Raw genomic sequence first — 19,494 nt, forward strand, 5'->3', positions numbered from 1 at the left:
GCCGCCTTCTAGGCGGTAATTGAACCGCCTAGAAGGCGGCGTTACGTAAGTCTTAATTGCCAAGAAGGTTGCTATATCGCTACCACCTATGGATAATGGTACAGTTATTTATTAAATTGACTCGTATAACTAACTAAGCTCAAACAGAAAGAGAGCTAAATCTAAGATTATCTTTGAACGGGACAGACGGGGCTCGAACCCGCAACTTCCGCCGTGACAGGGCGGTGCTCTAACCAATTGAACTACTGTCCCAGGTGTTCAGGCACAATTTCCATTATGCCGATCGCGTCACAATTTGTCAAGGGGTTTGCTGAAAATTTATTCCGAACCCCAAAAATTGGGTCAATTGCAGGGGGTTGAAGTTGTTGTCACTAACCAAGACAAGCGATCGCTTCCCATCCGCCAGCAAGGGCCCAAAAGCCAAACCCTCCAGATTATCCAGCCCCAGGTTGAGGTCTTTTAAGTCTAGGAGCAGCCTCTTCTGAGCAGGCGAGACTTGAGTGAGGCGACTCTTGAGGCTGTCAATCCCCTGAATATTATCAGCTTTTTCCAAAGAAACGTCAAATATCCTAATCGTAATTCCGTTTGCTTGAGAAAACGCACGCTCTAAACTCAGAAGGCGATTGTCTGCGATCGCGACTAAATCCACTAAACCATTAGTAATAAAACTTCCAGGGGGAGTAGACTCACCAACTAGGGGTTCGGTGATATACACAAACTCTTGTTCTGGCTGACCGCTAGCTAAATTATAGCGCAAAATTCGGCAAGTTGTACCTGTTTGATTTGTAGGGACATCGCCATCTTGAACCAAAGCATTTTCTGTGGCTGTAAACAGATATTTTCGATTGGGAGTAACAGTCAAACTTTCCAAACCTAAGTTATTACGTATACCTCCATCGCCCTTAGCATTGGGCAAAAATTTATCGGGAATTGGTAGGGTTTTTAATAACTTTCCTGTGACTGAAAACTCCTTAATAAAAGGATTAATCTGGCGTTCAACATCTCCCTCAGAAGAGACAAAAATACTCTCTCCAGTAAAGGCAATTCCCTCAGAATCAAGGCTCAAAGGAGCAAAAGGTTTACCATCTTCATCTAACAGCGTAGTTACGCCTATAATTTTCACTCCTTCTGGTTTCAGTTTGCCAGAAGTTAAATCAATTTTGAGGGTATAAAACCGAGCAGGAGCCTTTTGGCTGCGGTCATCAGAAATAGTATAATAAACTTCTTTACTAGCATCATAAGTAATGCCTGAAAGTCCACCTACTTCTGTTTGCTGAAACTCTAAGCCAGTTGAAAATGCTATTTCTCCGATAAAATCGATTCCTGCGATTGTCAAAGGTAGAACGGGCAAACCCATGACAATGATTAAAATAAATCCTATTAGCAGACAGTAGACAAAAGAAGTGAATTTTATGGCTTTCCTCATCTCTAATTACCGAGGAAACCAGTATAAATCAGTTGCAGAGATAGTAGGCTGAAACTCATAAATTCGCCGTAAATGATTAGCTAAACGTTCCCCACCTAAAGGAGCTAAAATATAATCTTCAACTCCTAAATTCCGCTCTACCCAAGGTAGGCTAAACTTAACTTTTGGACTAAGGGCCACAATCGGAACTTGCTGGAGTTGCGGGTAGCATCGGAGTTCTTCAGCCCAAGCTTGACCCTCTGTTTCTGAAATTTCTGCATAAATCAGCACCATGTCTACTACACTAGGCAAAAATTGAGAGTGGACTGCTTCTATATTAGATAAAAACGTCACTTCAAATCCATTAACAGAGAACAATCTTTTCATTGTTCTAGAGTCAGTTGGGGGTGTACCAATGGCAACTACACGGGTTTTTTCTACTCGATCTTCAAAATTTTGCGGTGTTGTGTCAGCCGTCATTTTCTCTGAATTTAATGGGTTATTACAGAGAGTACAGTTGGGAACGTTATAGGCACTTCCTTCGGATACTGGAATGGGTAAATTGCAGCGGGCACACTGGATGACTGTACAGTTTCCACCGAGAAAATTGCCAAAGCAATCAATATCGCCTTCAACATAAAGTTCGCGAAAATCACGCCGTTCCTGTAGCTGTTTCCAAAATTCGTTAAAGTCACGATGATAGCCCCAATATTCATAAACTAATCCCCGAAAAAATAGTGGGCCGCTCATGGGACTCAGTATACTTTTGCCGCGACTAACATAGTAGGCAACATAGCTCATTAGCAACTCTATATTTGTATTTTTTTCGCTAGTTTTTTGCTGGGTTGGTATAAGATTACTAGCTTGATTTTGCGAAGAGAGAGGGAGTTGGGAAATCAAAGAATGGCTATTCTTTTTCGTGGAACTCAACATTCTTGCTGTTTTCGCTTGAGAAAGGGTCAGTTCTGCATCAGCAATCATTTGAGCAGGAGAAGATTTGCTATCAGGAATAGTGCTAGCAATTCCGTAACTGAGGGTAATGTATTTACTAATTTGAGAATTGCTATGGGTGATTTCTAATGCCTTCACCCGAAAACGGATTTCTTCTACAATTAGAACAGCATTTTCCGCCTCTGCATTTGGTAATATTGCTGCAAATTCTGTATCGCTGTAGCGAGCGACTAAAGCACTCGAACGATTCACGGTAGAACGAATTGTTGTAGCAATTTGTTTCAGACAACGATCGCCTGCTTGATAACCGTAGGTGTCGTTATATTTCTTGAGAAAATCGATCTCCCAAATAATCAGAGATAATGGTATCTTTTCCCGTACAGCCCGCTGCCACTCTGATAAGAGATATTCGTCAAAGCGCTGTCGGTTGGCAATTAAAGTAAGACGATCTAATAAAGTGAGTTGCTGCAACTTTTCCTGAGCTATTTGCAACTGCTGATTGAGTTCTGATTGCTGAATTGCGATCGCGATTTGAGTTGCCATTCCTTTGAGCAAGTCTATCTCTGAAGTTTGCCACTGTCTAGATGCCGAACATTGATGCACAATGAGCAATCCCCAGAGTTGATTTCCGGTTAAAAATTCTGATTCTGGAGTATTTTGTAAGATTGGTATTGCCAGCCTTGCTTTGATATTAAAAAATGTTAGCAATTGAATCAGCCGTAGATCGAGTCCGGCATGGTGGATGTCGGTAATCGCAAAACATTTTCCGTTCTGATACTGTTGAAGGTATTTTTTTTCTAAAATAGAGGGATAGTGAATAATAAATTCGAGCATGGAAGGGAAATCGGAAGCTACTGCTTCTACGACTGCTGAACCGTTCCCATCTGCTAAAAAGCGATGGATAATTACCCGATCGGCTTGTAGAAATTCCCGCAATTCTGCAACTGTGCTATTCAGGATTTCCTTAAGGCTTAATGATTGCTGAATTCGCTCTTGCATGGCTCCAATTAGCCGATCTCGATCGCACTGCTGCGCTAGTAATTTTTCTACTTGTTTGCGTTCGGTAATGTCCTGGATAATATTTAAGATAATTTTTTCTTCACCAATTTCTATGCTTTTGGCAGTGACTTCAACAGGAAATATTTCCCCGTTTTTGCGGAGGTGAACAGTTTCAAAAATAAAAGCTTCCTTCTCTGCTTTCGCCATTTGCTCAGCGAACCCATTCAAATTATCGGGGACTTGTAAATGCTGTATATTTAAAGAAAGTATTTCTTCCCGTTCATAACCGTAAGCTTGGCAAGCGGGCTTGTTTGCTTCAGTAATTCTGCCATCTAGTTGTAGGAATAATACTATGTCACGAGTATTTTCGGAAAGTAGCTTATAGCGTTTGACTGTCTCTTCTACGTGACTATGTTTGCCGATCGTGTTGCTCAAACCGTAAGGAATTTCCTGATTGCAATGTCTACACAACCAGTAAAGTTTTCCGAGGCGGACATGAGACAGCAAAGGGTAGGAACACAAGGGGCAAACATATTCACTCATAATCTATAATTGCGATTGTGAATCTAAAGGTGTTGTTTAAATCCGCAGCTAAGCTGCTGCTCCTCAAATTATTATTACTGAAAATCATAAAAAATTACTATAAGTTTACAAATTTTTAATAAACTCAAAGAAACTTTGCATATAGAGACTTTTTTTAAAGATTTTGTGAAGACGAAAAAAGCAGATTTTTGATGGCTAACAAATAATTAAATATTCTGCAAAAAGCTTGCTAACCAATCCTTAACGTGGTATGTGGCTCGGCAGTCGTCTTCATTATAGCGCACGATCGCATCCAGAAAGGCGCGATCGCCCGTTTTTAACCACTCATCATACCAGCAGACGCACTGAGCCCCGTTAGCTTTAGCGTCGCGCCACTCAAAACCCATCCAGCGGGCAATTGGTTTGAGGGCGTAACTTTCCACTGGCAAAGTCACGGTTTGCGTCACCTGTTTGTGAATATCGACAAACCGCTTCAGCACTGGTTGCCACTGGTAAGCGGGAGTTTTGTAGCGCCGCGCTAACCGTTTTACAGTCTGGATTTCATAATCGCAAAAATGAAAAATAGGCGCTATGGGATAACTCCAAACTAAGTCTAAAAATTGTTGCCAGATCAAACCTTCATCTGCGGGTTGTTCCGCCAAAAAGGCATGATAAATCTCTGTATTTGTCCGTCTATCAACCACCAATAAACCTTGTAAATAATCTAAATTTATTTCTGGTTCCGCTTCTAAATCAAAGTATATTTCTATTGGTGTAGTTGTTAAAAAATTAGGTTGGGAATTGGGAATTGAGAATGGGGAATTGGGAATTGAATTTTCTGATTCCCCATTGCCAATTGTCAAATTTCGGATCGTTGCTTGATTTTTCAACTTTGATTGAGCTTGCTGCACTAATTGCGCTGCTATTCCTCCCTCAAATTCTCGGTAATTAATTAACAATTCAGGATTTGCTAATGCCAGAGATTCGATTGTAGTTAAATTAAGTTTTTGCAGTTGAGCATAACGTGCAGGTGTGACTCCTGGCAATAGAGAAAGATGTTTTTTTGATTCGGCGATCCCATAACAACTGGTATACCAGCGGCAAAGATTGCACTTTTGACGAGAAATAAACATCTCTGGCTCGTTTTTTTCTTGAAACATCTGAATGCAATGTTTTAAAATTTCCTGCATTTGAGGCAATCGCTGTAACAAATTCACCGCATAAGGCCCTTTTTCTCTTAGAATTAGCCATGCAGTTTCAGGCATTACTCCCTGTATTGATGCTAATATCTGCGCGTGAAAAGCACCGACAATTTGATAGTCAAGTTTGGGTCGCTTGGCGATCCAAATGTCGGCAGGAACGTAGATCCAATCGCCAAAATCTGAATTTCCAGGCTGTTTTACTAGCAAGTGAGGACGGCTAAGTAAGGCGACAGTTGAAGGGATAAATGAGGAATTTTCTATGCCTAATACTTCCAGATTTTCGATTGATGCTGATATTTTTTTTGACTTCTCAGATTGCAAAAGCACTCCTCGATAAATGCGGTCAACTCCTTGCCGCATTAAACTCAAAGTAGCTTCTGTACCTGCGACCCAATCTCCATTAGGATAGTACGGTTGTTGATAGGTCTGCTGTTCTAAAATTGTCTGGCGATAAGTTAAGCTATCCCGGATCAGTTTCAATAGAAAGTCGCTGGCTGGATCTAGCTGGTTGATATCTCCGTAGACATCTAAAAATGCTCGGCGATCGCAGCGTTGGTAGTTAAGAAGTTGTTTGTCTGTTATCAACATTTACGGATGATATGGATTTTAGATTTTAATTTTAGATTGGGGCGGATAGCTTATTCTTAAGGTTAACTGACTGCTGGACAAAAATATCAGGGATAACACAAATGACAAATTCAAAATTAGCAGCTCATCGGCAACATTTTCCAGCTTTAGCTAATAAGGCTTATTTTAACTATGGGGGGCAGGGCCCGCTGCCCCAGGTATCTTTAGAGGCTATCCAGCGATCGTATGAATGCGTGCAGCAAATGGGGCCTTTTTCTAGGGAGGTCAATGCTTGGGTGACAGGGGAGGCGATCGCAACACGATCTGCGATCGCCTCTGAGTTAAATGTCCCGGCGGAAGCGATCGCACTGACGGAGGATGTCACCGTTGGCTGCAATATTGCTTTTTGGGGCATTGATTGGAAGCCTGGAGATCGCCTGTTGCTGTCGGATTGCGAGCACCCTGGTATTGTAGCAACTGCGATGGAACTTCAGCGCAGATTTAATATTGAAATCTCTACTTGTCCGCTAATGGCAACTTTGAATGAGGGAGATCCGGCGGCGGTTATTGCTGAACATTTGCGACCAAATACTCGCCTATTAGCAATCAGTCATATTTTGTGGAATACGGGTCAAGTTTTGCCCCTAGGTGAGATTGTTAAAGTTTGCCATAATTATCCGGTTTCTACTCTTAAAAATGGCATAGTCAGAGTGTTAGTAGATGCGGCTCAATCAGTGGGAGTATTGCCGTTAAATTTGATTGATTTGGGCGTGGATTTCTATGCTTTCACGGGTCATAAATGGTGGTGCGGGCCAGAAGGTTTGGGGGGACTTTATGTAAGTGCTGAAGCCTTGCCAGATTTGCATCCAAGTTTTATTGGTTGGCGTTCAATTGTTATGGATAAAACTGGTAATCCTACTGGTTGGAAAGGGGGAGCGCAGCGTTATGAAGTGGCAACTTCTGCCTATCCTTTATATGCAGGTTTGCGGTCAGCGATCGCACTTCATCACCAGTGGGGAACTATTGAGGAACGCTATCAAGAAATCTGCCGTTTGAGTCAGTATCTCTGGGAGCGCTTATCTGAGATCGATGGCGTTAATTGCTTGCAAAAGTCGCCCCCAGAAGCGGGTTTAGTTGCTTTTGAATTGACTAATGGAAAACCCCACGATCGGCTAATAGATTTTTTGTATCAACAGAATTGTATGGTGCGGACAATTCTCTCGCCTGACTGCGTGCGGGCTTGCGTTCACTATTTTACTACGGAGTCAGAAATTGATAAATTGGTTGACGCGATCGCTAGTCAAGTCCTATAGTTTATATGAGATAATTGCTCTTTTTTAGGGTGAGTATTTTTGCGCGGAATCGAAAGACCCATTGTGTCGCGCAAATAGTTTCGTGCCTGAATGAAAGCAGCGTAGTAGGCTCTACTAATGGCTGAACGTAACCGCGACTCCTGAGTAGCAGAAATCTGGGATTTGCCAGCCAATTGTTGAGCCAAAGCGAGATATTCCGACCAATTAAACTTCATTACTCCAAATCTATAAACATTTTATGTTCCGAACGCCGCGCAGCATTAAGCCACCAAGCATTATCTAGTTCCCAAAGCCTTTCAACTGACTCGTCAGCGTCAATATCTGTGGCAATCAAGAGTACCAGTTTATCATCATCTGGCGATGAACTTTCTGGGTCAATAGCCATATCTAAAATTAATGAATTATCGGGAAAATAATCGCGAATATTCTCTGGCGCTTCCAGTAAAACTGGAACCAAAAAAGGATGATTATCAAGGAATTTCAACACCTCCGATCGCTCTCTGAGAGTATAAAGTTTTTCAATCTGCTCTATTTCAGTTTGATCGATACTAACTCTGGGCGCGGCACTCGTTTGTCCTACTGTCATCTTACATCTCCAGCAATATATTTATTTACATAAACACCATTCTATTATATCATAATCTATAAATAGAAACCTTGATTAATTGTATGTCTCGACCAGTCTTATATATCGCTATCACCAATCACGGATTCGGCCATGCTGTCCGCGCTGCATCTGTTGCAGCAGCAATTCAAAAATTGTGTCCAGATATTTTATTGATTATGGTGACAACAGCACCTAGATGGTTGTTAGAATCTTATATTACAGGGGATTTTATTCACCGCCCCCGCGCCTTTGATGTCGGAGTTGTGCAATCCGATAGCTTGAATATGGATCGAGGTGCTACTCTAGAAAAATTACGGGAACTTCGCGCCCAACAGCGGTCAATTATAGCTAGCGAAGTTAATTTTATCAAGCAAAATCGCGTGAGTTTAATACTTGCTGATATCCCTCCTTTAGCTGCACCGATTGCTAAGGCTGCTGGCATTCCTTGCTGGATGCTGAGTAACTTTGGCTGGGACTTTATTTATCGGGATTGGGGCGGCGAATTTATAGAAGTAGCAAATTGGATTAGCGAGTGTTTCAGCCAATGCAATCTTTTGTTTCGCCTGCCATTGCATGAACCAATGAGCGCGTTTCCTAACATTTCTGATGTCGGCTTAACTGGCGGCGATCCTCGGTATAATCTAGATGAAATTAGAGATAAATTTGGCATTAAAGCACCTGTTGAAAAAACAGTATTGCTTACTTTCGGTGGCTTGGGTTTAGAGCAAATACCCTACCACAATTTACAGCATTTCCCTGATTGGCAATTCATCTCATTTGATTCTCAAGCACCTGTTTTACCAAACTTGATAAATATCAATAATAGGGACTCAAGAAACTCTAGTTTAATCCCCTTTCGGCCCGTTGATTTTATGCCGCTATGCGGACGAGTAATTTCCAAACCAGGATATAGCACTTTTTCGGAAGCTTTGCGCCTGGAAGTGCCGATAATTTCCCTGACGCGGGAAGGGTTTGCAGAATCTCCAGTGCTACTAGAAGGCATTCAGAATTATGCTCACCATCAAATTATATCAAATGCTGATTTTTTTGAGAGTAACTGGGAATTTCTGCGACAATCTTTGCAACCGCCACGCTTATCGGATAAATTAGATAAATACGGGACTGAAACGATCGCGCAATCTGTAGTTAATTATTTCTCACACTAAATTATGACTCACTTTCAACAGTTAATCAGAATTCAAACCGCTGGTAAATCTCTATGTAACATCACTTCCAAGGTAGAAGATGCAGTAGCAAAATCAGGTGTTAAAATAGGACTGTGTACTCTATTTTTGCGCCATACTTCTGCTAGCTTGGTAATCCAAGAAAATGCCGATCCTGATGTGTTGCGAGATTTAGCTAATTTCTTAGCTAAGATTGTGCCAGAAGGGCCCTATTATATTCACAATGCGGAAGGGCCAGACGATATGCCGGCACATATTCGTACCGCTTTAACTCATACTTCCGAACAAATTCCGATTTCACAAGGGAGATTGGTATTAGGAACTTGGCAAGGAATTTATTTATGGGAACATAGACAGCGAGGAAATACGCGGGAAGTTGTTGTTCATATTAGCGGTGATTGAGGGAAAGGTAGGATAGATATTTAGATATCAATTCAGGGAGGAATTTGTCAATATTGGATCGATCTAACTGGGGATATTTTTATCCTCAAGTTGCTTTCATTCCTTCATAAAAAATACTCCAACGTTGGAAAATTTTATCAAACTTACTATCCCATTCATTGCCTTCAACGCTGCGAGGAATTAGTGGAGGAAAATAGCGATCGGAATCCTCCAAGATTTGAGATAAGATTTGATCGAGTTCAGTTATTGTACGATCGCTAAATTTATGGCAAATATCTTTTCCCAATAAAAATATCCGCTAAAACTTGCTTTTCTCTAGGTTCAAGCATTAAAATTAACTCCTTCGACCTTTTAATATTTTCTTTTCCCCAAATATGTTGCCTCTGGGTTCAATGTACTGATGATAAATACGATTAGCAGTTTCCCCCAATCGTTCATCAGCAGTTAAGAGTAATTCTGCATGAATTAGCAATGGATCTGCAAGTATTTCGCCATAAAAATCAATATTAGTATTTCTATCTGGATTTTCTAAATAATTAGTCCAGCCGTTATTTATTCCAAACTGCTGAATTATAATGATTTCTCCTAAAGGAGAAGGCTTAAGCTTCAATTTTGCCGCAATTCCTATGACCTTGAGTTTGAGTGTTCCCGAAGTTTTTGAATCATCATTGAGCAAATGTAAAGTAGCACTTTGAGGACGAAGGTAAGAGGTAAAAATCGCCGCCCCAAGTTCTCCCCCAATCAAAAAACTACCTTCTTTTGCTATCTGAATAATACTCTCCATAATTTCTGCAAAGCTGCGACCTCCTCCTGGGGTAAAAATTCCTAGAATTAGTTTAGCCCGGAGGCTTTCAGCATAGCCCATTTCCCATCTTTCTAATAGCTTCATATAGTTAACAATTCGATAATTGCCATCTCGCTGCCGTTGCAGATATCCTAATTCATATAAGTCTTGAATTGTGCGGCTAACAGTTGAAGGTGCAACTCCTGAAACCTTCGCAATTTCCTGATAGTTGGATTGTAAAATATGGGGAGATTGTAAAAAACTATAGATAATTTTAAGAGTTGTAGCTGTAATATTAGAAGATGAAATTTTAGTAGTGGGAGGACGTTGACCGCGAATGAGAATATAAGTTGCTGGACTATTGAGATAGATGTTACCTGCTGTATCTATAAATTCGATATTATGTTTGAGAAAACCCTCGATGACTGCATTTGATAAGTAGCGGACAAATAGAATAACTTTTTGCCCGGTTTTTTCTTCAAGATATTTACAGTAAGAAATTGCCAATTCTGCAATTGTGGTAGTAACAAATAGCTGAATTTTGTAAATATATTGCACAGATTCTTGATGGGTATTGATGGTGAGAATCCCATCAGCATTTACTCCTGCAATAGTTAGGGGTTTTGTGTCAATACTAGCCTGAATATTAGGCAACGCCTTGAGATGTTTTAGGCAGTCATTTAATAAGGTTTTTTCTTATTTCATCGCAGCGAATTGTCATACTCAAAATGTAAAAAATTAGCTACATTTTTTATTATAGCCAATTTTAATAAGGTTGTGGTAAACATTAGTCAGATGCCACCAATTGGTTATTTTGAGTCAAATATTCATTTTTTTACCAGCGCGATCGCAATCTGTACCTCACTCATTTTAATAGATTCTGGAGTCATCGGCGAATTATAAAACAATCGGCGTGGTGGCCCCACAACTTCATATTCAGGATGTTGTTCTAACCAATCTTTTAACTTTTGCAAATTAGTTTCGTAGCTTTCCCAAGTATAAGCACCTTGCACGCCGATACTAACAACAGTCATCGGCTGATTATCTATCACTTTAACTCCTGGTTTCACGCTAGAAGGAGCGATATTTGGATCGCCATATAAAAACGAAACTTCAGCTTGATTGTTGTCTCCATTTGGTGTATTTGAAGTAACAGTATAACGAGCTTCAACTGGTGTCGTCATCGCAATTTGGTTGCTACTGATATGTTCAAATAAAGGATTGAAGGCAACTCTATTCGCTGCTTGTAAATCCCCATCGTGGGTATAGGTGACAGCGCGATAGGAGGGATATTGCTTAACTTCAATTGCACCGACTTGTGTGGGTTGAGGAAATCCTTTCGGTAAAGATGCTGACATTGTTTATTTCTTGGGTTTTAGGTAGGACATAAATAATCCATTTGACAAATCATTATAGCTTGTCTATCATTAATAAACATAGTACACCGCAGAAAACAAATGACTCAAAATAACGATCTAATTCTCGTCACGGGAGCGACTGGAACCGTCGGCACAAGCGTTTGCGAAAACCTAGTAAAAGCTGGTGCCGCTGTGCGTGCAGCTTACAACAGTCCTAAAGGAAAAGAGAAACTTGAAAAACTCGGTGTCGCTGAAACTGTCCAATTAGATATCGCTGATACAGCTAGCCTCAATGCTGCCTTCAGTGGAGTGAAAAAAGCTTTTGTTTTGGTTCCCGTACATCCCAATATGCTCGAACTAGGCTGTCAAACAATTGATGCTGCCAAACGAGCAAATATTGAATATATCGTCCGTAGTTCGGGGATGGGAGCCGCGCCTGACGCTACTATTTTACTAAATTGGCACGCTCAAACAGACGATTATCTTAAGGAAAGTGGCATTCCATATACGCTGATCCGACCCAATTCTTTCATGCAGAATTTTATCACATTTAACGGCTACGAAATTAAAACTCAAAACTCGATTTATCTTCCGTTGGGTGATAGCAAAGTTAGCTGGATTGATGTCCGCGATATTGCCGAATTTGCCGCTCAATGCTTCATAGAATCTGGACATATTGGCAAAACTTACACGCTGACAGGGCCAGAAGCGCTGAGCATAGAAGAATGTGCTAACTTCCTTTCAGCAGGTATTGGTAGGACAATTACCTACTATGATATTCCTGAAGAAACAGCAAAAGAAGGAATGCTTGGTGTTGGGATGCCAGAAATCAGCGCCGATGCGATTCTCGGACTTTATGCCAGCTACAAAGCAGGATCTGCATCAGAAGTATCGCCTCAATTTGAGGAAGTGACAGGACATAAGCTCATCAGCTTCGCCCAATTTGTAGAAGACTATAAGGCAGCTTTTGCAGCATGAAATTGTTTCCTAAAAACACTTTATGGAAATGTATAGCAGTCGCCATGACGGTTAAGACAAGATGAAGTTATTGGTTGGGTGGGGGCGGGTTTATCAAGATTATTCGTGGGTGGCAAATATTTCGGTGAACCCGCCCCTACAGCCTTGACGTAATATTTTGCCAGGGGATTTTATCCCACATTTTACCATCTTATGTAGGCGCGGGTTCGCCCAGATATTTGATACCAACCGACAAATTATCTAAACCCGCCCCCACCCCAGGAAAACGCGATCTTCTCCCAAATCAAGCCGTGTCACGGAGGTATGATCGAACTACATCGAACTCACGTTAAAAAGGGGGTAGCTAACCCGGATTTGTATAAGTCATACAAGTCATAATAACCGCAAATAAACGCAGATAAATTCAATAATTATCTGCGTTCATCTACCTACATCTGTGACTAAGAAATCCCCTTAAGCACCACCGCGTAATTTATCCAAAACCGTGCGATCTTCCAAGGTAGAAGTATCGCCCGTAACTTCTTGACCTGCGGCTAAAGAACGCAACAAACGCCGCATAATTTTACCCGATCGCGTCTTTGGTAAGGCATCAGTAAACCGAATCTCTCCGGGACGTGCGATCGCGCCAATCTCACTCACAACGTGCTGTTTCAACTCCTTCTCTAACTGAGGACTCGAAGTATAAGCACTATCCAAGGTAACAAAAGCTACAATCTCCTCTCCCTTAATCTCATCTGGCTTACCCACAACTGCTGCCTCAGCGACCGCAGGGTGAGATACTAAGGCTGATTCAATCTCCATTGTACCGAGTCGGTGGCCGGCAACACTAATCACATCGTCTACGCGACCCATCACCCAGAAATAGCCATCCCGATCCTTATGTGCGCCATCGCCGGCAAAGTATATATACTCGCCATTTTTGGGGCGCAAATATTCCCAATATGTGCGGCGGAAGCGATCGCCATCGCCGTAAAGTGTTCGCATCATTCCCGGCCAAGGATGTTTGACGACTAAATAGCCGCCGCTTTCATTGGTAACGGATTCGCCGTCTTGATCGACCACATCGGCCACAATTCCAGGAAAGGGTAGGGTTGCAGAACCGGGTTTAGTCGCGATCGCACCTGGTAACGCTGTAATCATAATCCCACCCGTCTCAGTTTGCCACCAAGTATCGACAATTGGACATTTCGAGTTACCGATAATCCGGTGATACCACATCCACGCTTCCGGGTTAATCGGTTCGCCAACGGTTCCCAACAGCCTTAAAGACGATAAATTCCGGGATTTGGGGTGATGTTCGCCCATTTTCATAAAGGATCTGATCGCAGTCGGCGCGGTGTAGAAAATATTGACACCGTATTTCTCGATGACATCCCAAAAACAACCGGGGTTGGAATTACGCGGCGCACCTTCGTACATCAGGGTTGTAGCGCCGTTGGATAGAGGGCCATATACAATGTAGCTGTGACCTGTAATCCATCCCACATCAGCGGTACACCAGTATACATCGGTATCTTGCAGGTCAAATATCCATTTTGTTGTGATATGTGAGTATAGGTTGTATCCGCCTGTGGTGTGAACAACACCCTTTGGTTTGCCTGTACTGCCGCTGGTGTATAGAATAAACAGCATATCTTCGCTGTCCATTGGTTCGGCGGGACAGTCGGCTGAGGCTTCTTTTTGCAAATCGTGCCACCAGCGATCGCGGCCTGCTTCCATGTGAATTTGTTGTTTTGTCCGTTGAACCACCAGAACGTCTGTAACGCTTGGTGTTGCGCCGTTAGCGAGGGCTTTGTCTACTTGTTCTTTCAGGCCAACGATCGCATCTTTGCGGAAGCCACCGTCTGCGGTGATTACCAGTTTAGCTTGACCGTCGTTGAGGCGATCGCGCAAGGCTTCAGCGCTAAATCCGCCAAACACTACGCTATGGATTGCCCCAATTCTGGCACAAGCTAACATCGCGATCGCGGCTTCAGGAATCATCGGCATATAAATACCGACGCGATCGCCTTTTTGCACTCCTAACTGTTTGATCGCATTCGCCATTTGGCAAACTTCACGGTGGAGTTGCGCGTAAGTCAGAGTCCGAGAGTCTCCCGGTTCCCCTTCCCAAATCAGCGCCGCCTTATTCTTTCTCCAAGTCGTTAAATGGCGATCGAGACAGTTGTAGGAAATATTAATTTTACCATTGACAAACCACTTAGCAAAAGGCGGTTGCCAATCGAGTACGGTATCCCATTTTTGGAACCAGTCAAGTTCTTTTTCTGCCAGTTCAGCCCAGAATGCTTGAGGGTCAGCTTTAGCGCGATCGTACAGTTGTTTGTACTCTTCCAAGCTTTTGATATGCGCTTTTTCCGAAAATTCAGCCGGCGGCTGGAATAGGCGTTTTTCTTGCAGTATTGATTCGATCGTATCTTGTGACATCGTTCTTAAATGTAACTTCAATTAGTCTTTTTAACTATTGTTTGCACAAGTTGGGACAAAAATATGTTTATTTTCCTTAAGACTTGAGAATATCCTGTAAATACCTGAGACTTATGTTGTTTTGATTGTAAATCAATCCAGATCAAGTTGAGATTTATTCTCTTCTATTCCTCTGCGCCTCTGCGTCCTCTGCGGTTCGATAAAAAATATTAGCTTCACAACCTTAAAAATATCTTTGATCCGATACAATCAGATTATTACTAAAATTTAGTCTCAAAAAATCCATGACTGAAAATTTAGAAGCCAGCCAACTTTCACTAAATGACGTTCACCGTCTTCTCAAACTGGAAAGACAAATAGAAGGTTCTTTTGCTGAATCTTTATCTCTGGAAGCACTAACCGATATTGAACAGCAAGAAATATTGGAAATCGGCCATAATTTTTGGCGCTACCTAGAAAGCGGGAAAGTTTCTGAGGAACTGGTGAAATTTTTAGCGCTTTCGCCATTAATGAGATTAACGGGATTTTTCAAGATTCCTGTCGTCCTGACAATGGAAAATAGTATACTTATTGAAGTTGAAGATGGAGATACTTTAATTAGAGGGCGCTTAGATATTTTAGCAGTAAATCAGCCCGATGCAGAGATAACAGCGACGCAATTTTGGATTTTAGTAGTAGAGGCGAAAAATAGTGCGATCGCGCCTTTGATGGGTTTACCCCAATTACTGACTTATACTTATAAAAGTTTGCAGCAACAAGCGTCTGTTTGGGGATTGACGACGAATGGCGAAAGTTATCGGTTTGTCTATTTGACGCGAGGAAATCCTTGTAGTTATCAGATTTTACCAGAATTGAACTTGATCGATCGGGAGCGATCGATTCAGTTAGTGCAAGTTTTGAAAGCTATTTGCAAGTTGCAGAATGTACAGTTACAATTGGCATGAGGTAAACTAAAGAAATATCTGAGCCACCTCAGCAAAACAATAGTGAACCTCAGTCATCTAATTGATGATGTAAAATGCTACGAACTGACAAATATTGATGAAAGATTTTCTACTTACTGTCACCGTATATGGTGAATTTAGTCAAGATCCTCTTCAATGCAAGCTAATGAGCGATCAACTGAAAGAATTGGGACTAAACGATTACCTGATTAATGATATAGGTGAGTGGACTGCATTGCCGGATAATATTTATGCGGATTGGGTTGAAGGGGAAGACTGCGATCTTGTTATTGCAGAATGGAACCTTAAAATTGCAGCATTATTTCGCTCTAATAAATTAAAAGGTTTCTGCTTTATTACAGTAGGTACAGAAGCAGTTTGGTTTTCGCAGGGATTTTGGTAAATCTGGTTTGCGTCGTGAATACTGGGGAACTGGTGCATCTAAAAATATAGCACTTTTAGTATGCTTTACTAGAATAATAATAGAATACTATTGTTTAGGAATCTTCTTCATCTTCAACTGCACGCCGTTCATACTCTAAAATGATGCCTGTAATTTCTTCCGCTGGAATATCAGATTGTTCGGATTTTGTATAAACAGTTAGTAAAATAATTCCCTTAGCAGTTTTGACATAATAAATCAGACGATAGCCACCGCTTTTACCTTTTTGAACATCGCTATTTCTTACTCTCAATTTAAAAACATCATAACCAATTCCAGATATTTGTTTCCCTGGTAACTCTCCTCGTTCAAGTTGTTCTATAACTGGTTGTATATCATCACGAATACTACGATATTTTTTAGCGATGTTCCGTAAATTTCTTGTAAATGTCGGTGCAGCTTCAACTTGAATCAATGCTTGGTCAGACATCATCAATACTCTCCCAAATTTGGGCAACAGGAATCGTGTTACCAGTCATTGCTTCACGCCAAGCTTGACGAAAATCTGCTAAAATTGTTTCTTTAGGTTGCTCTTCTTCATTAATTTCTGCTACTTCTGGAATGAGTACAATCACTTCTACTCGGCTATCTTGTTCTAACTCTAGTGGTTCATCAACACACAATTGTCCTTGATTATCAATAGTTGCCATCACTTTAATTGCTTTCATTGTTACTCCCGATCATTTAAGGTTTAATAAGTTGTTAAATTAACCAACTTATCCAGCGTTTCCTCTGCCGATACTTGCAATTGAGCCTCACCAATATCAAATCGAGGATCTTCAATCAAATATTGTTTCCTGCATCCACAATAACATTCAAATTAGTTAATGGGTCAAAATAGTGCTTTACTGGTTGTGTGCGATAAGTACCCGCACTCTCCTGCACTCCCTGTTTCTGCAAGTGAACTTGAATAGCCTTTGCAAAACTATCTATCCCCTCATGGAACCTCTGGCGGATCTTAAGAGACAATGGAAGGGAAGTTATCCCCGCAGAAGTAACAGCAAGGTCAACCCTGGAACCATGAGACTCGACGAAGCCGTAGAATTTGCCGAAAACCCAGAGCCCCGATGCCCCTGCGTCCTCCTACTGGACACATCAGGCTCAATGCAGGGCGCACCCCTTGATGCCCTCAACGAAGGGCTACAAACCTTTAGGGATGACCTCACTAGAGATGAACTTGCCAAAAAGCGCGTAGAAGTAGCCATTGTCACCTTCGACAACCAGATTAAAGTCGTGCAAGACTTCGTGACAGCCGACCAGTTCGAGTCCCCACTGCTGACAGCCCAAGGACAAACCCACATGGGCGCTGGTATCAGCTACGCCCTGGACATGATCGCCGCCCGCAAGTCGGAATACCGCAACAACGGCATCACCTACTACCGCCCCTGGGTATTTATGATTACCGACGGCGAGCCCCAAGGAGAGTCAGAACAGCTTGTGGAGGAAGCCGCCCAGCGCATCAGAGAGGAAGAAGCTAACAAGCGCGTTGCCTTTTTTGCCGTCGGCGTGGAAGGCGCTAATATCTCACGTTTGGCCCAAATTGTCGATCGCACTCCCGTAAAACTCCGAGGGTTAGATTTCCGCGAAATGTTCATCTGGCTGTCCGCTAGTATGCAGAGAGTATCCCACTCAAAAATTGACGAACAAGTAGCACTCCCGCCCCCTGGATGGGGAACAGTTTAGTAATTGTTAACGGTTAACGGTTAACTGTTAACTGTTAACTGTTAACGGTTAACTGTGGATCAACAACCAACAACCAACAACTAACAACTAACAAATGACAGAAGATAAAGAACAAATAATTAAATGCCAAATTGTAGCGGCATCAGTGATGGGGACAAGTCACGAAAAGCGATCGCAACCCTGCCAAGATGCCCACAGATGGAAACTCCTAACAGGCGGCATTCTAGTCGCCGCAGTTGCAGACGGTGCCGGTTCAGCTACACTTGCAGAAGTGGGCGCTCAAATTGCAGTTACAGCCTCCGTAGAAGCCATTTCTCAGAACCAGCAAACATGGTTTGAAGATGACAGCAGTTGGCATCAATTGCTCACTGAAGCCTTGAAAACAGCGCGGGAGGCCGTTGAAGCAGAAGCAAAAGTTAGGGAAGTCAGAGCGCGAGATTTAGCCAGTACGTTAATTTTAGCTATCGCCACTCCTTCCCTATTAGCAGTTGCCCAAATTGGGGACGGTGCGGCGGTGGTAGGAGATAGCGAAGGCAATGTTATCGCAGTGACAGTTCCACCCTGTGGCGAGTACATTAATGAAACTATATTCCTGATTTCAGACAATGCTTTGGAAACAGCACAATTGCAAGTATGGCGAGGAAAATTAACGCATTTAGCTCTTTTCTCCGATGGTTTGCAAATGTTAGCTTTGAAGATGCCAGAGGGTACGCCTCATGTTCCCTTCTTTTCGCCCTTGTTCCGGTTTGCGGCACAAATAGAGGATGAAATAGAAGCTAAACAGCAGTTAGAATCATTTTTGCGATCGCCCCGCGTTACCGAACGCACTGACGACGATTTAACTTTATTATTAGCAAGTTTTTCTAGTTAGGAGATTGAGCAATGGAACCCAAAAGATATTATTTTAAGCTAGAAATGGAACAGTTGCCAGATGATGTTTGGCAGCAGTTCAAATACAGCGACATTGTAAAAACAATGAAATTTCAAGATAAATTAGAAATTGTAGATCAGATTGAAACACTACCCGAACCAATTTTTGATAATTTAAAACAAACTCTCAGAACTATTCGGGATGAAAATTTCTTTAAACTAATCAAAGCCAATCCAGACAAGTTTCAATGGTTTCTTGCTTGTTCGGTAGCCGTCTCTGAGGAAGATCGGCGTTTGGAGGAATTAGAGAATGAAGCATGGAAAGATTTGTAAAGGTTGATACTGATGGCATACTTTCTTGGATTTTACTTAACCACTTATTCCAAATTTAAAGGAAACCTAAAACTATGACTACTCAAGCTATTAGTGCTAGAAGTTTGTTCCGAGAAACATTTACACTTATTGTAGGTTCTTTTCTGTCTCTTGTAATTTTTTATACTGGAATAATTTTACTAATTCTTCCAGTGCTTTATCTAGCCTATCGCCAAGAATTTGTCCTTTGCACGATCGTGATGGAAAACGGTTTGACGATAGAAGGTTTGAGTAGCAGTTGGAAATTAATTAAAGGATACTGGTGGTTAATATTTAGGTGTGGTATACCACTTCTACTGGTTATTTTTTTAACCTATCCCACTGGGAAATCCATATTAGTTCAAATTGTTAGTGGAATAATCCAATTTTTGATTATGCCATTTTTCATTATTAATTTTGTACTTTTGTATATGCGTCTTGGCGATCGCGCTGCAAATACTTAATCCGGTTTTTTTGCATAAGTCCTATTAATGTAATTGTATTTCCC

The 19,494-nt window shown here is 41.7% G+C and carries 22 protein-coding genes and 1 tRNA gene; 10 read left to right on the forward strand and 13 right to left on the reverse strand.

Features of this window, described 5'->3' with window-relative positions:
* Positions 1-178: 178 nt before the first annotated feature.
* From PY364_RS03195 to PY364_RS03210, 4 genes are all read right to left on the reverse strand, one after another.
* Positions 179-252 (reverse strand) — tRNA-Asp (locus PY364_RS03195).
* 46 nt (positions 253-298) lie between these two features.
* The gene (locus PY364_RS03200; RefSeq protein ID WP_275520509.1) at positions 299-1,426 is read right to left on the reverse strand and encodes an esterase-like activity of phytase family protein; all 1,128 of its coding nucleotides are present in this window, start codon (positions 1,424-1,426) and stop codon (positions 299-301) included.
* 6 nt (positions 1,427-1,432) lie between these two features.
* Positions 1,433-3,898 carry a diguanylate cyclase gene (locus PY364_RS03205; RefSeq protein ID WP_275520511.1) on the reverse strand — a complete coding sequence of 822 codons (2,466 nt, stop codon included), beginning with the start codon at positions 3,896-3,898 and terminating at the stop codon, positions 1,433-1,435.
* Between the two features lie 206 nt (positions 3,899-4,104).
* Positions 4,105-5,667: a TM0106 family RecB-like putative nuclease gene (locus tag PY364_RS03210; protein ID WP_275520514.1), complete on the reverse strand. Its 1,563-nt coding sequence runs from the start codon at positions 5,665-5,667 to the stop codon at positions 4,105-4,107.
* 101 nt (positions 5,668-5,768) lie between these two features.
* Here PY364_RS03210 and PY364_RS03215 point away from each other — a divergent pair, with 101 nt between their 5' ends.
* Complete coding sequence (locus tag PY364_RS03215) at positions 5,769-6,959, forward strand: aminotransferase class V-fold PLP-dependent enzyme (RefSeq protein WP_275520516.1); 1,191 nt, start codon at positions 5,769-5,771, stop codon at positions 6,957-6,959.
* On the opposite strand, the gene PY364_RS03220 is transcribed toward PY364_RS03215, so the two are convergent.
* Complete coding sequence (locus tag PY364_RS03220; protein ID WP_275520518.1) at positions 6,947-7,174, reverse strand: hypothetical protein; 228 nt, start codon at positions 7,172-7,174, stop codon at positions 6,947-6,949. The genes PY364_RS03215 and PY364_RS03220 overlap by 13 nt on opposite strands.
* The gene (locus PY364_RS03225; RefSeq protein WP_275520520.1) at positions 7,174-7,545 is read right to left on the reverse strand and encodes a hypothetical protein; all 372 of its coding nucleotides are present in this window, start codon (positions 7,543-7,545) and stop codon (positions 7,174-7,176) included. The genes PY364_RS03220 and PY364_RS03225 overlap by 1 nt, the downstream gene beginning before the upstream one ends.
* A gap of 83 nt (positions 7,546-7,628) precedes the next feature.
* On the opposite strand from PY364_RS03225, the gene PY364_RS03230 reads away from it, so the two are divergent.
* Positions 7,629-8,732, forward strand: a complete 1,104-nt coding sequence (locus PY364_RS03230) for a glycosyl transferase (protein ID WP_275520522.1) — start codon at positions 7,629-7,631, stop codon at positions 8,730-8,732.
* Positions 8,733-8,735: 3 nt separating this feature from the next.
* A complete protein-coding gene (locus PY364_RS03235; protein ID WP_275520524.1) occupies positions 8,736-9,152 on the forward strand; it encodes a secondary thiamine-phosphate synthase enzyme YjbQ in 417 nt (138 codons plus the stop codon).
* Between the two features lie 85 nt (positions 9,153-9,237).
* Here the strand turns inward: PY364_RS03235 and PY364_RS03240 are convergent, their stop codons facing one another.
* From PY364_RS03240 to PY364_RS03250, 3 genes are all read right to left on the reverse strand, one after another.
* The gene (locus PY364_RS03240; protein ID WP_275520527.1) at positions 9,238-9,438 is read right to left on the reverse strand and encodes a hypothetical protein; all 201 of its coding nucleotides are present in this window, start codon (positions 9,436-9,438) and stop codon (positions 9,238-9,240) included.
* A 48-nt stretch (positions 9,439-9,486) separates the two neighbouring features.
* Positions 9,487-10,590, reverse strand: coding sequence for a type IV toxin-antitoxin system AbiEi family antitoxin (locus tag PY364_RS03245; RefSeq protein WP_275520529.1), 1,104 nt, complete (start codon positions 10,588-10,590; stop codon positions 9,487-9,489).
* 173 nt (positions 10,591-10,763) lie between these two features.
* The gene (locus tag PY364_RS03250) at positions 10,764-11,294 is read right to left on the reverse strand and encodes a heme-binding protein (protein WP_275520531.1); all 531 of its coding nucleotides are present in this window, start codon (positions 11,292-11,294) and stop codon (positions 10,764-10,766) included.
* Positions 11,295-11,393: 99 nt separating this feature from the next.
* Between PY364_RS03250 and PY364_RS03255 the strand changes: the two genes are divergently transcribed.
* Positions 11,394-12,272, forward strand: coding sequence for an SDR family oxidoreductase (locus tag PY364_RS03255; RefSeq protein ID WP_275520533.1), 879 nt, complete (start codon positions 11,394-11,396; stop codon positions 12,270-12,272).
* 453 nt (positions 12,273-12,725) lie between these two features.
* On the opposite strand, the gene acs is transcribed toward PY364_RS03255, so the two are convergent.
* Positions 12,726-14,696, reverse strand: a complete 1,971-nt coding sequence (gene acs, locus PY364_RS03260; protein WP_275520535.1) for an acetate--CoA ligase — start codon at positions 14,694-14,696, stop codon at positions 12,726-12,728.
* A 284-nt stretch (positions 14,697-14,980) separates the two neighbouring features.
* Here acs and PY364_RS03265 point away from each other — a divergent pair, with 284 nt between their 5' ends.
* Positions 14,981-15,640, forward strand: coding sequence for a restriction endonuclease subunit R (locus PY364_RS03265; RefSeq protein ID WP_275520537.1), 660 nt, complete (start codon positions 14,981-14,983; stop codon positions 15,638-15,640).
* A gap of 97 nt (positions 15,641-15,737) precedes the next feature.
* Positions 15,738-16,043 carry a hypothetical protein gene (locus tag PY364_RS03270; RefSeq protein ID WP_275520539.1) on the forward strand — a complete coding sequence of 102 codons (306 nt, stop codon included), beginning with the start codon at positions 15,738-15,740 and terminating at the stop codon, positions 16,041-16,043.
* 94 nt (positions 16,044-16,137) lie between these two features.
* On the opposite strand, the gene PY364_RS03275 is transcribed toward PY364_RS03270, so the two are convergent.
* The 3 genes from PY364_RS03275 to PY364_RS03285 all read right to left on the reverse strand — a co-directional run bounded on the left by PY364_RS03275 (position 16,138) and on the right by PY364_RS03285 (position 17,051).
* Complete coding sequence (locus PY364_RS03275) at positions 16,138-16,515, reverse strand: type II toxin-antitoxin system RelE/ParE family toxin (protein WP_343277548.1); 378 nt, start codon at positions 16,513-16,515, stop codon at positions 16,138-16,140.
* Positions 16,505-16,750, reverse strand: a complete 246-nt coding sequence (locus tag PY364_RS03280; RefSeq protein ID WP_275520541.1) for a hypothetical protein — start codon at positions 16,748-16,750, stop codon at positions 16,505-16,507. The genes PY364_RS03275 and PY364_RS03280 overlap by 11 nt, the downstream gene beginning before the upstream one ends.
* A 115-nt stretch (positions 16,751-16,865) precedes the next feature.
* Entirely contained in the window at positions 16,866-17,051 is a 186-nt protein-coding gene (locus PY364_RS03285; protein ID WP_275520544.1) for a colicin D domain-containing protein, read from the reverse strand.
* A gap of 51 nt (positions 17,052-17,102) precedes the next feature.
* Between PY364_RS03285 and PY364_RS03290 the strand changes: the two genes are divergently transcribed.
* From PY364_RS03290 to PY364_RS03305, 4 genes are all read left to right on the forward strand, one after another.
* A complete protein-coding gene (locus PY364_RS03290) occupies positions 17,103-17,765 on the forward strand; it encodes a VWA domain-containing protein (RefSeq protein WP_275520546.1) in 663 nt (220 codons plus the stop codon).
* Between the two features lie 94 nt (positions 17,766-17,859).
* A complete protein-coding gene (locus PY364_RS03295; RefSeq protein ID WP_275520548.1) occupies positions 17,860-18,636 on the forward strand; it encodes a PP2C family serine/threonine-protein phosphatase in 777 nt (258 codons plus the stop codon).
* Between the two features lie 11 nt (positions 18,637-18,647).
* A complete protein-coding gene (locus tag PY364_RS03300) occupies positions 18,648-18,968 on the forward strand; it encodes a hypothetical protein (protein WP_275520550.1) in 321 nt (106 codons plus the stop codon).
* A gap of 74 nt (positions 18,969-19,042) precedes the next feature.
* On the forward strand, positions 19,043-19,450 hold the full coding sequence (locus PY364_RS03305; RefSeq protein ID WP_275520552.1) for a hypothetical protein: 408 nt from the start codon (positions 19,043-19,045) through the stop codon (positions 19,448-19,450).
* The last annotated feature ends 44 nt before the right edge of the window (positions 19,451-19,494 follow it).

The organism is Kamptonema sp. UHCC 0994 (genome assembly GCF_029167235.1).
Lineage (GTDB): Bacteria > Cyanobacteriota > Cyanobacteriia > Cyanobacteriales > Microcoleaceae > Kamptonema.

Bases quoted from the DNA above. Each gene is read 5' to 3' on its own strand.
- PY364_RS03290 (WP_275520546.1), top strand. From the start codon at position 17,103: ATGAGACTCGACGAAGCCGTAGAATTTGCCGAAAACCCAGAGCCCCGA.
- PY364_RS03220 (WP_275520518.1), bottom strand. From the start codon at position 7,174: ATGAAGTTTAATTGGTCGGAATATCTCGCTTTGGCTCAACAATTGGCT.
- PY364_RS03250 (WP_275520531.1), bottom strand. From the start codon at position 11,294: ATGTCAGCATCTTTACCGAAAGGATTTCCTCAACCCACACAAGTCGGT.
- PY364_RS03305 (WP_275520552.1), top strand. From the start codon at position 19,043: ATGACTACTCAAGCTATTAGTGCTAGAAGTTTGTTCCGAGAAACATTT.
- PY364_RS03275 (WP_343277548.1), bottom strand. From the start codon at position 16,515: ATGATGTCTGACCAAGCATTGATTCAAGTTGAAGCTGCACCGACATTT.
- acs (WP_275520535.1), bottom strand. From the start codon at position 14,696: ATGTCACAAGATACGATCGAATCAATACTGCAAGAAAAACGCCTATTC.
- PY364_RS03210 (WP_275520514.1), bottom strand. From the start codon at position 5,667: ATGTTGATAACAGACAAACAACTTCTTAACTACCAACGCTGCGATCGC.
- PY364_RS03255 (WP_275520533.1), top strand. From the start codon at position 11,394: ATGACTCAAAATAACGATCTAATTCTCGTCACGGGAGCGACTGGAACC.
- PY364_RS03300 (WP_275520550.1), top strand. From the start codon at position 18,648: ATGGAACCCAAAAGATATTATTTTAAGCTAGAAATGGAACAGTTGCCA.
- PY364_RS03235 (WP_275520524.1), top strand. From the start codon at position 8,736: ATGACTCACTTTCAACAGTTAATCAGAATTCAAACCGCTGGTAAATCT.
- PY364_RS03270 (WP_275520539.1), top strand. From the start codon at position 15,738: ATGAAAGATTTTCTACTTACTGTCACCGTATATGGTGAATTTAGTCAA.
- PY364_RS03215 (WP_275520516.1), top strand. From the start codon at position 5,769: ATGACAAATTCAAAATTAGCAGCTCATCGGCAACATTTTCCAGCTTTA.
- PY364_RS03265 (WP_275520537.1), top strand. From the start codon at position 14,981: ATGACTGAAAATTTAGAAGCCAGCCAACTTTCACTAAATGACGTTCAC.
- PY364_RS03200 (WP_275520509.1), bottom strand. From the start codon at position 1,426: ATGAGGAAAGCCATAAAATTCACTTCTTTTGTCTACTGTCTGCTAATA.
- PY364_RS03280 (WP_275520541.1), bottom strand. From the start codon at position 16,750: ATGAAAGCAATTAAAGTGATGGCAACTATTGATAATCAAGGACAATTG.
- PY364_RS03295 (WP_275520548.1), top strand. From the start codon at position 17,860: ATGACAGAAGATAAAGAACAAATAATTAAATGCCAAATTGTAGCGGCA.
- PY364_RS03205 (WP_275520511.1), bottom strand. From the start codon at position 3,898: ATGAGTGAATATGTTTGCCCCTTGTGTTCCTACCCTTTGCTGTCTCAT.
- PY364_RS03225 (WP_275520520.1), bottom strand. From the start codon at position 7,545: ATGACAGTAGGACAAACGAGTGCCGCGCCCAGAGTTAGTATCGATCAA.
- PY364_RS03230 (WP_275520522.1), top strand. From the start codon at position 7,629: ATGTCTCGACCAGTCTTATATATCGCTATCACCAATCACGGATTCGGC.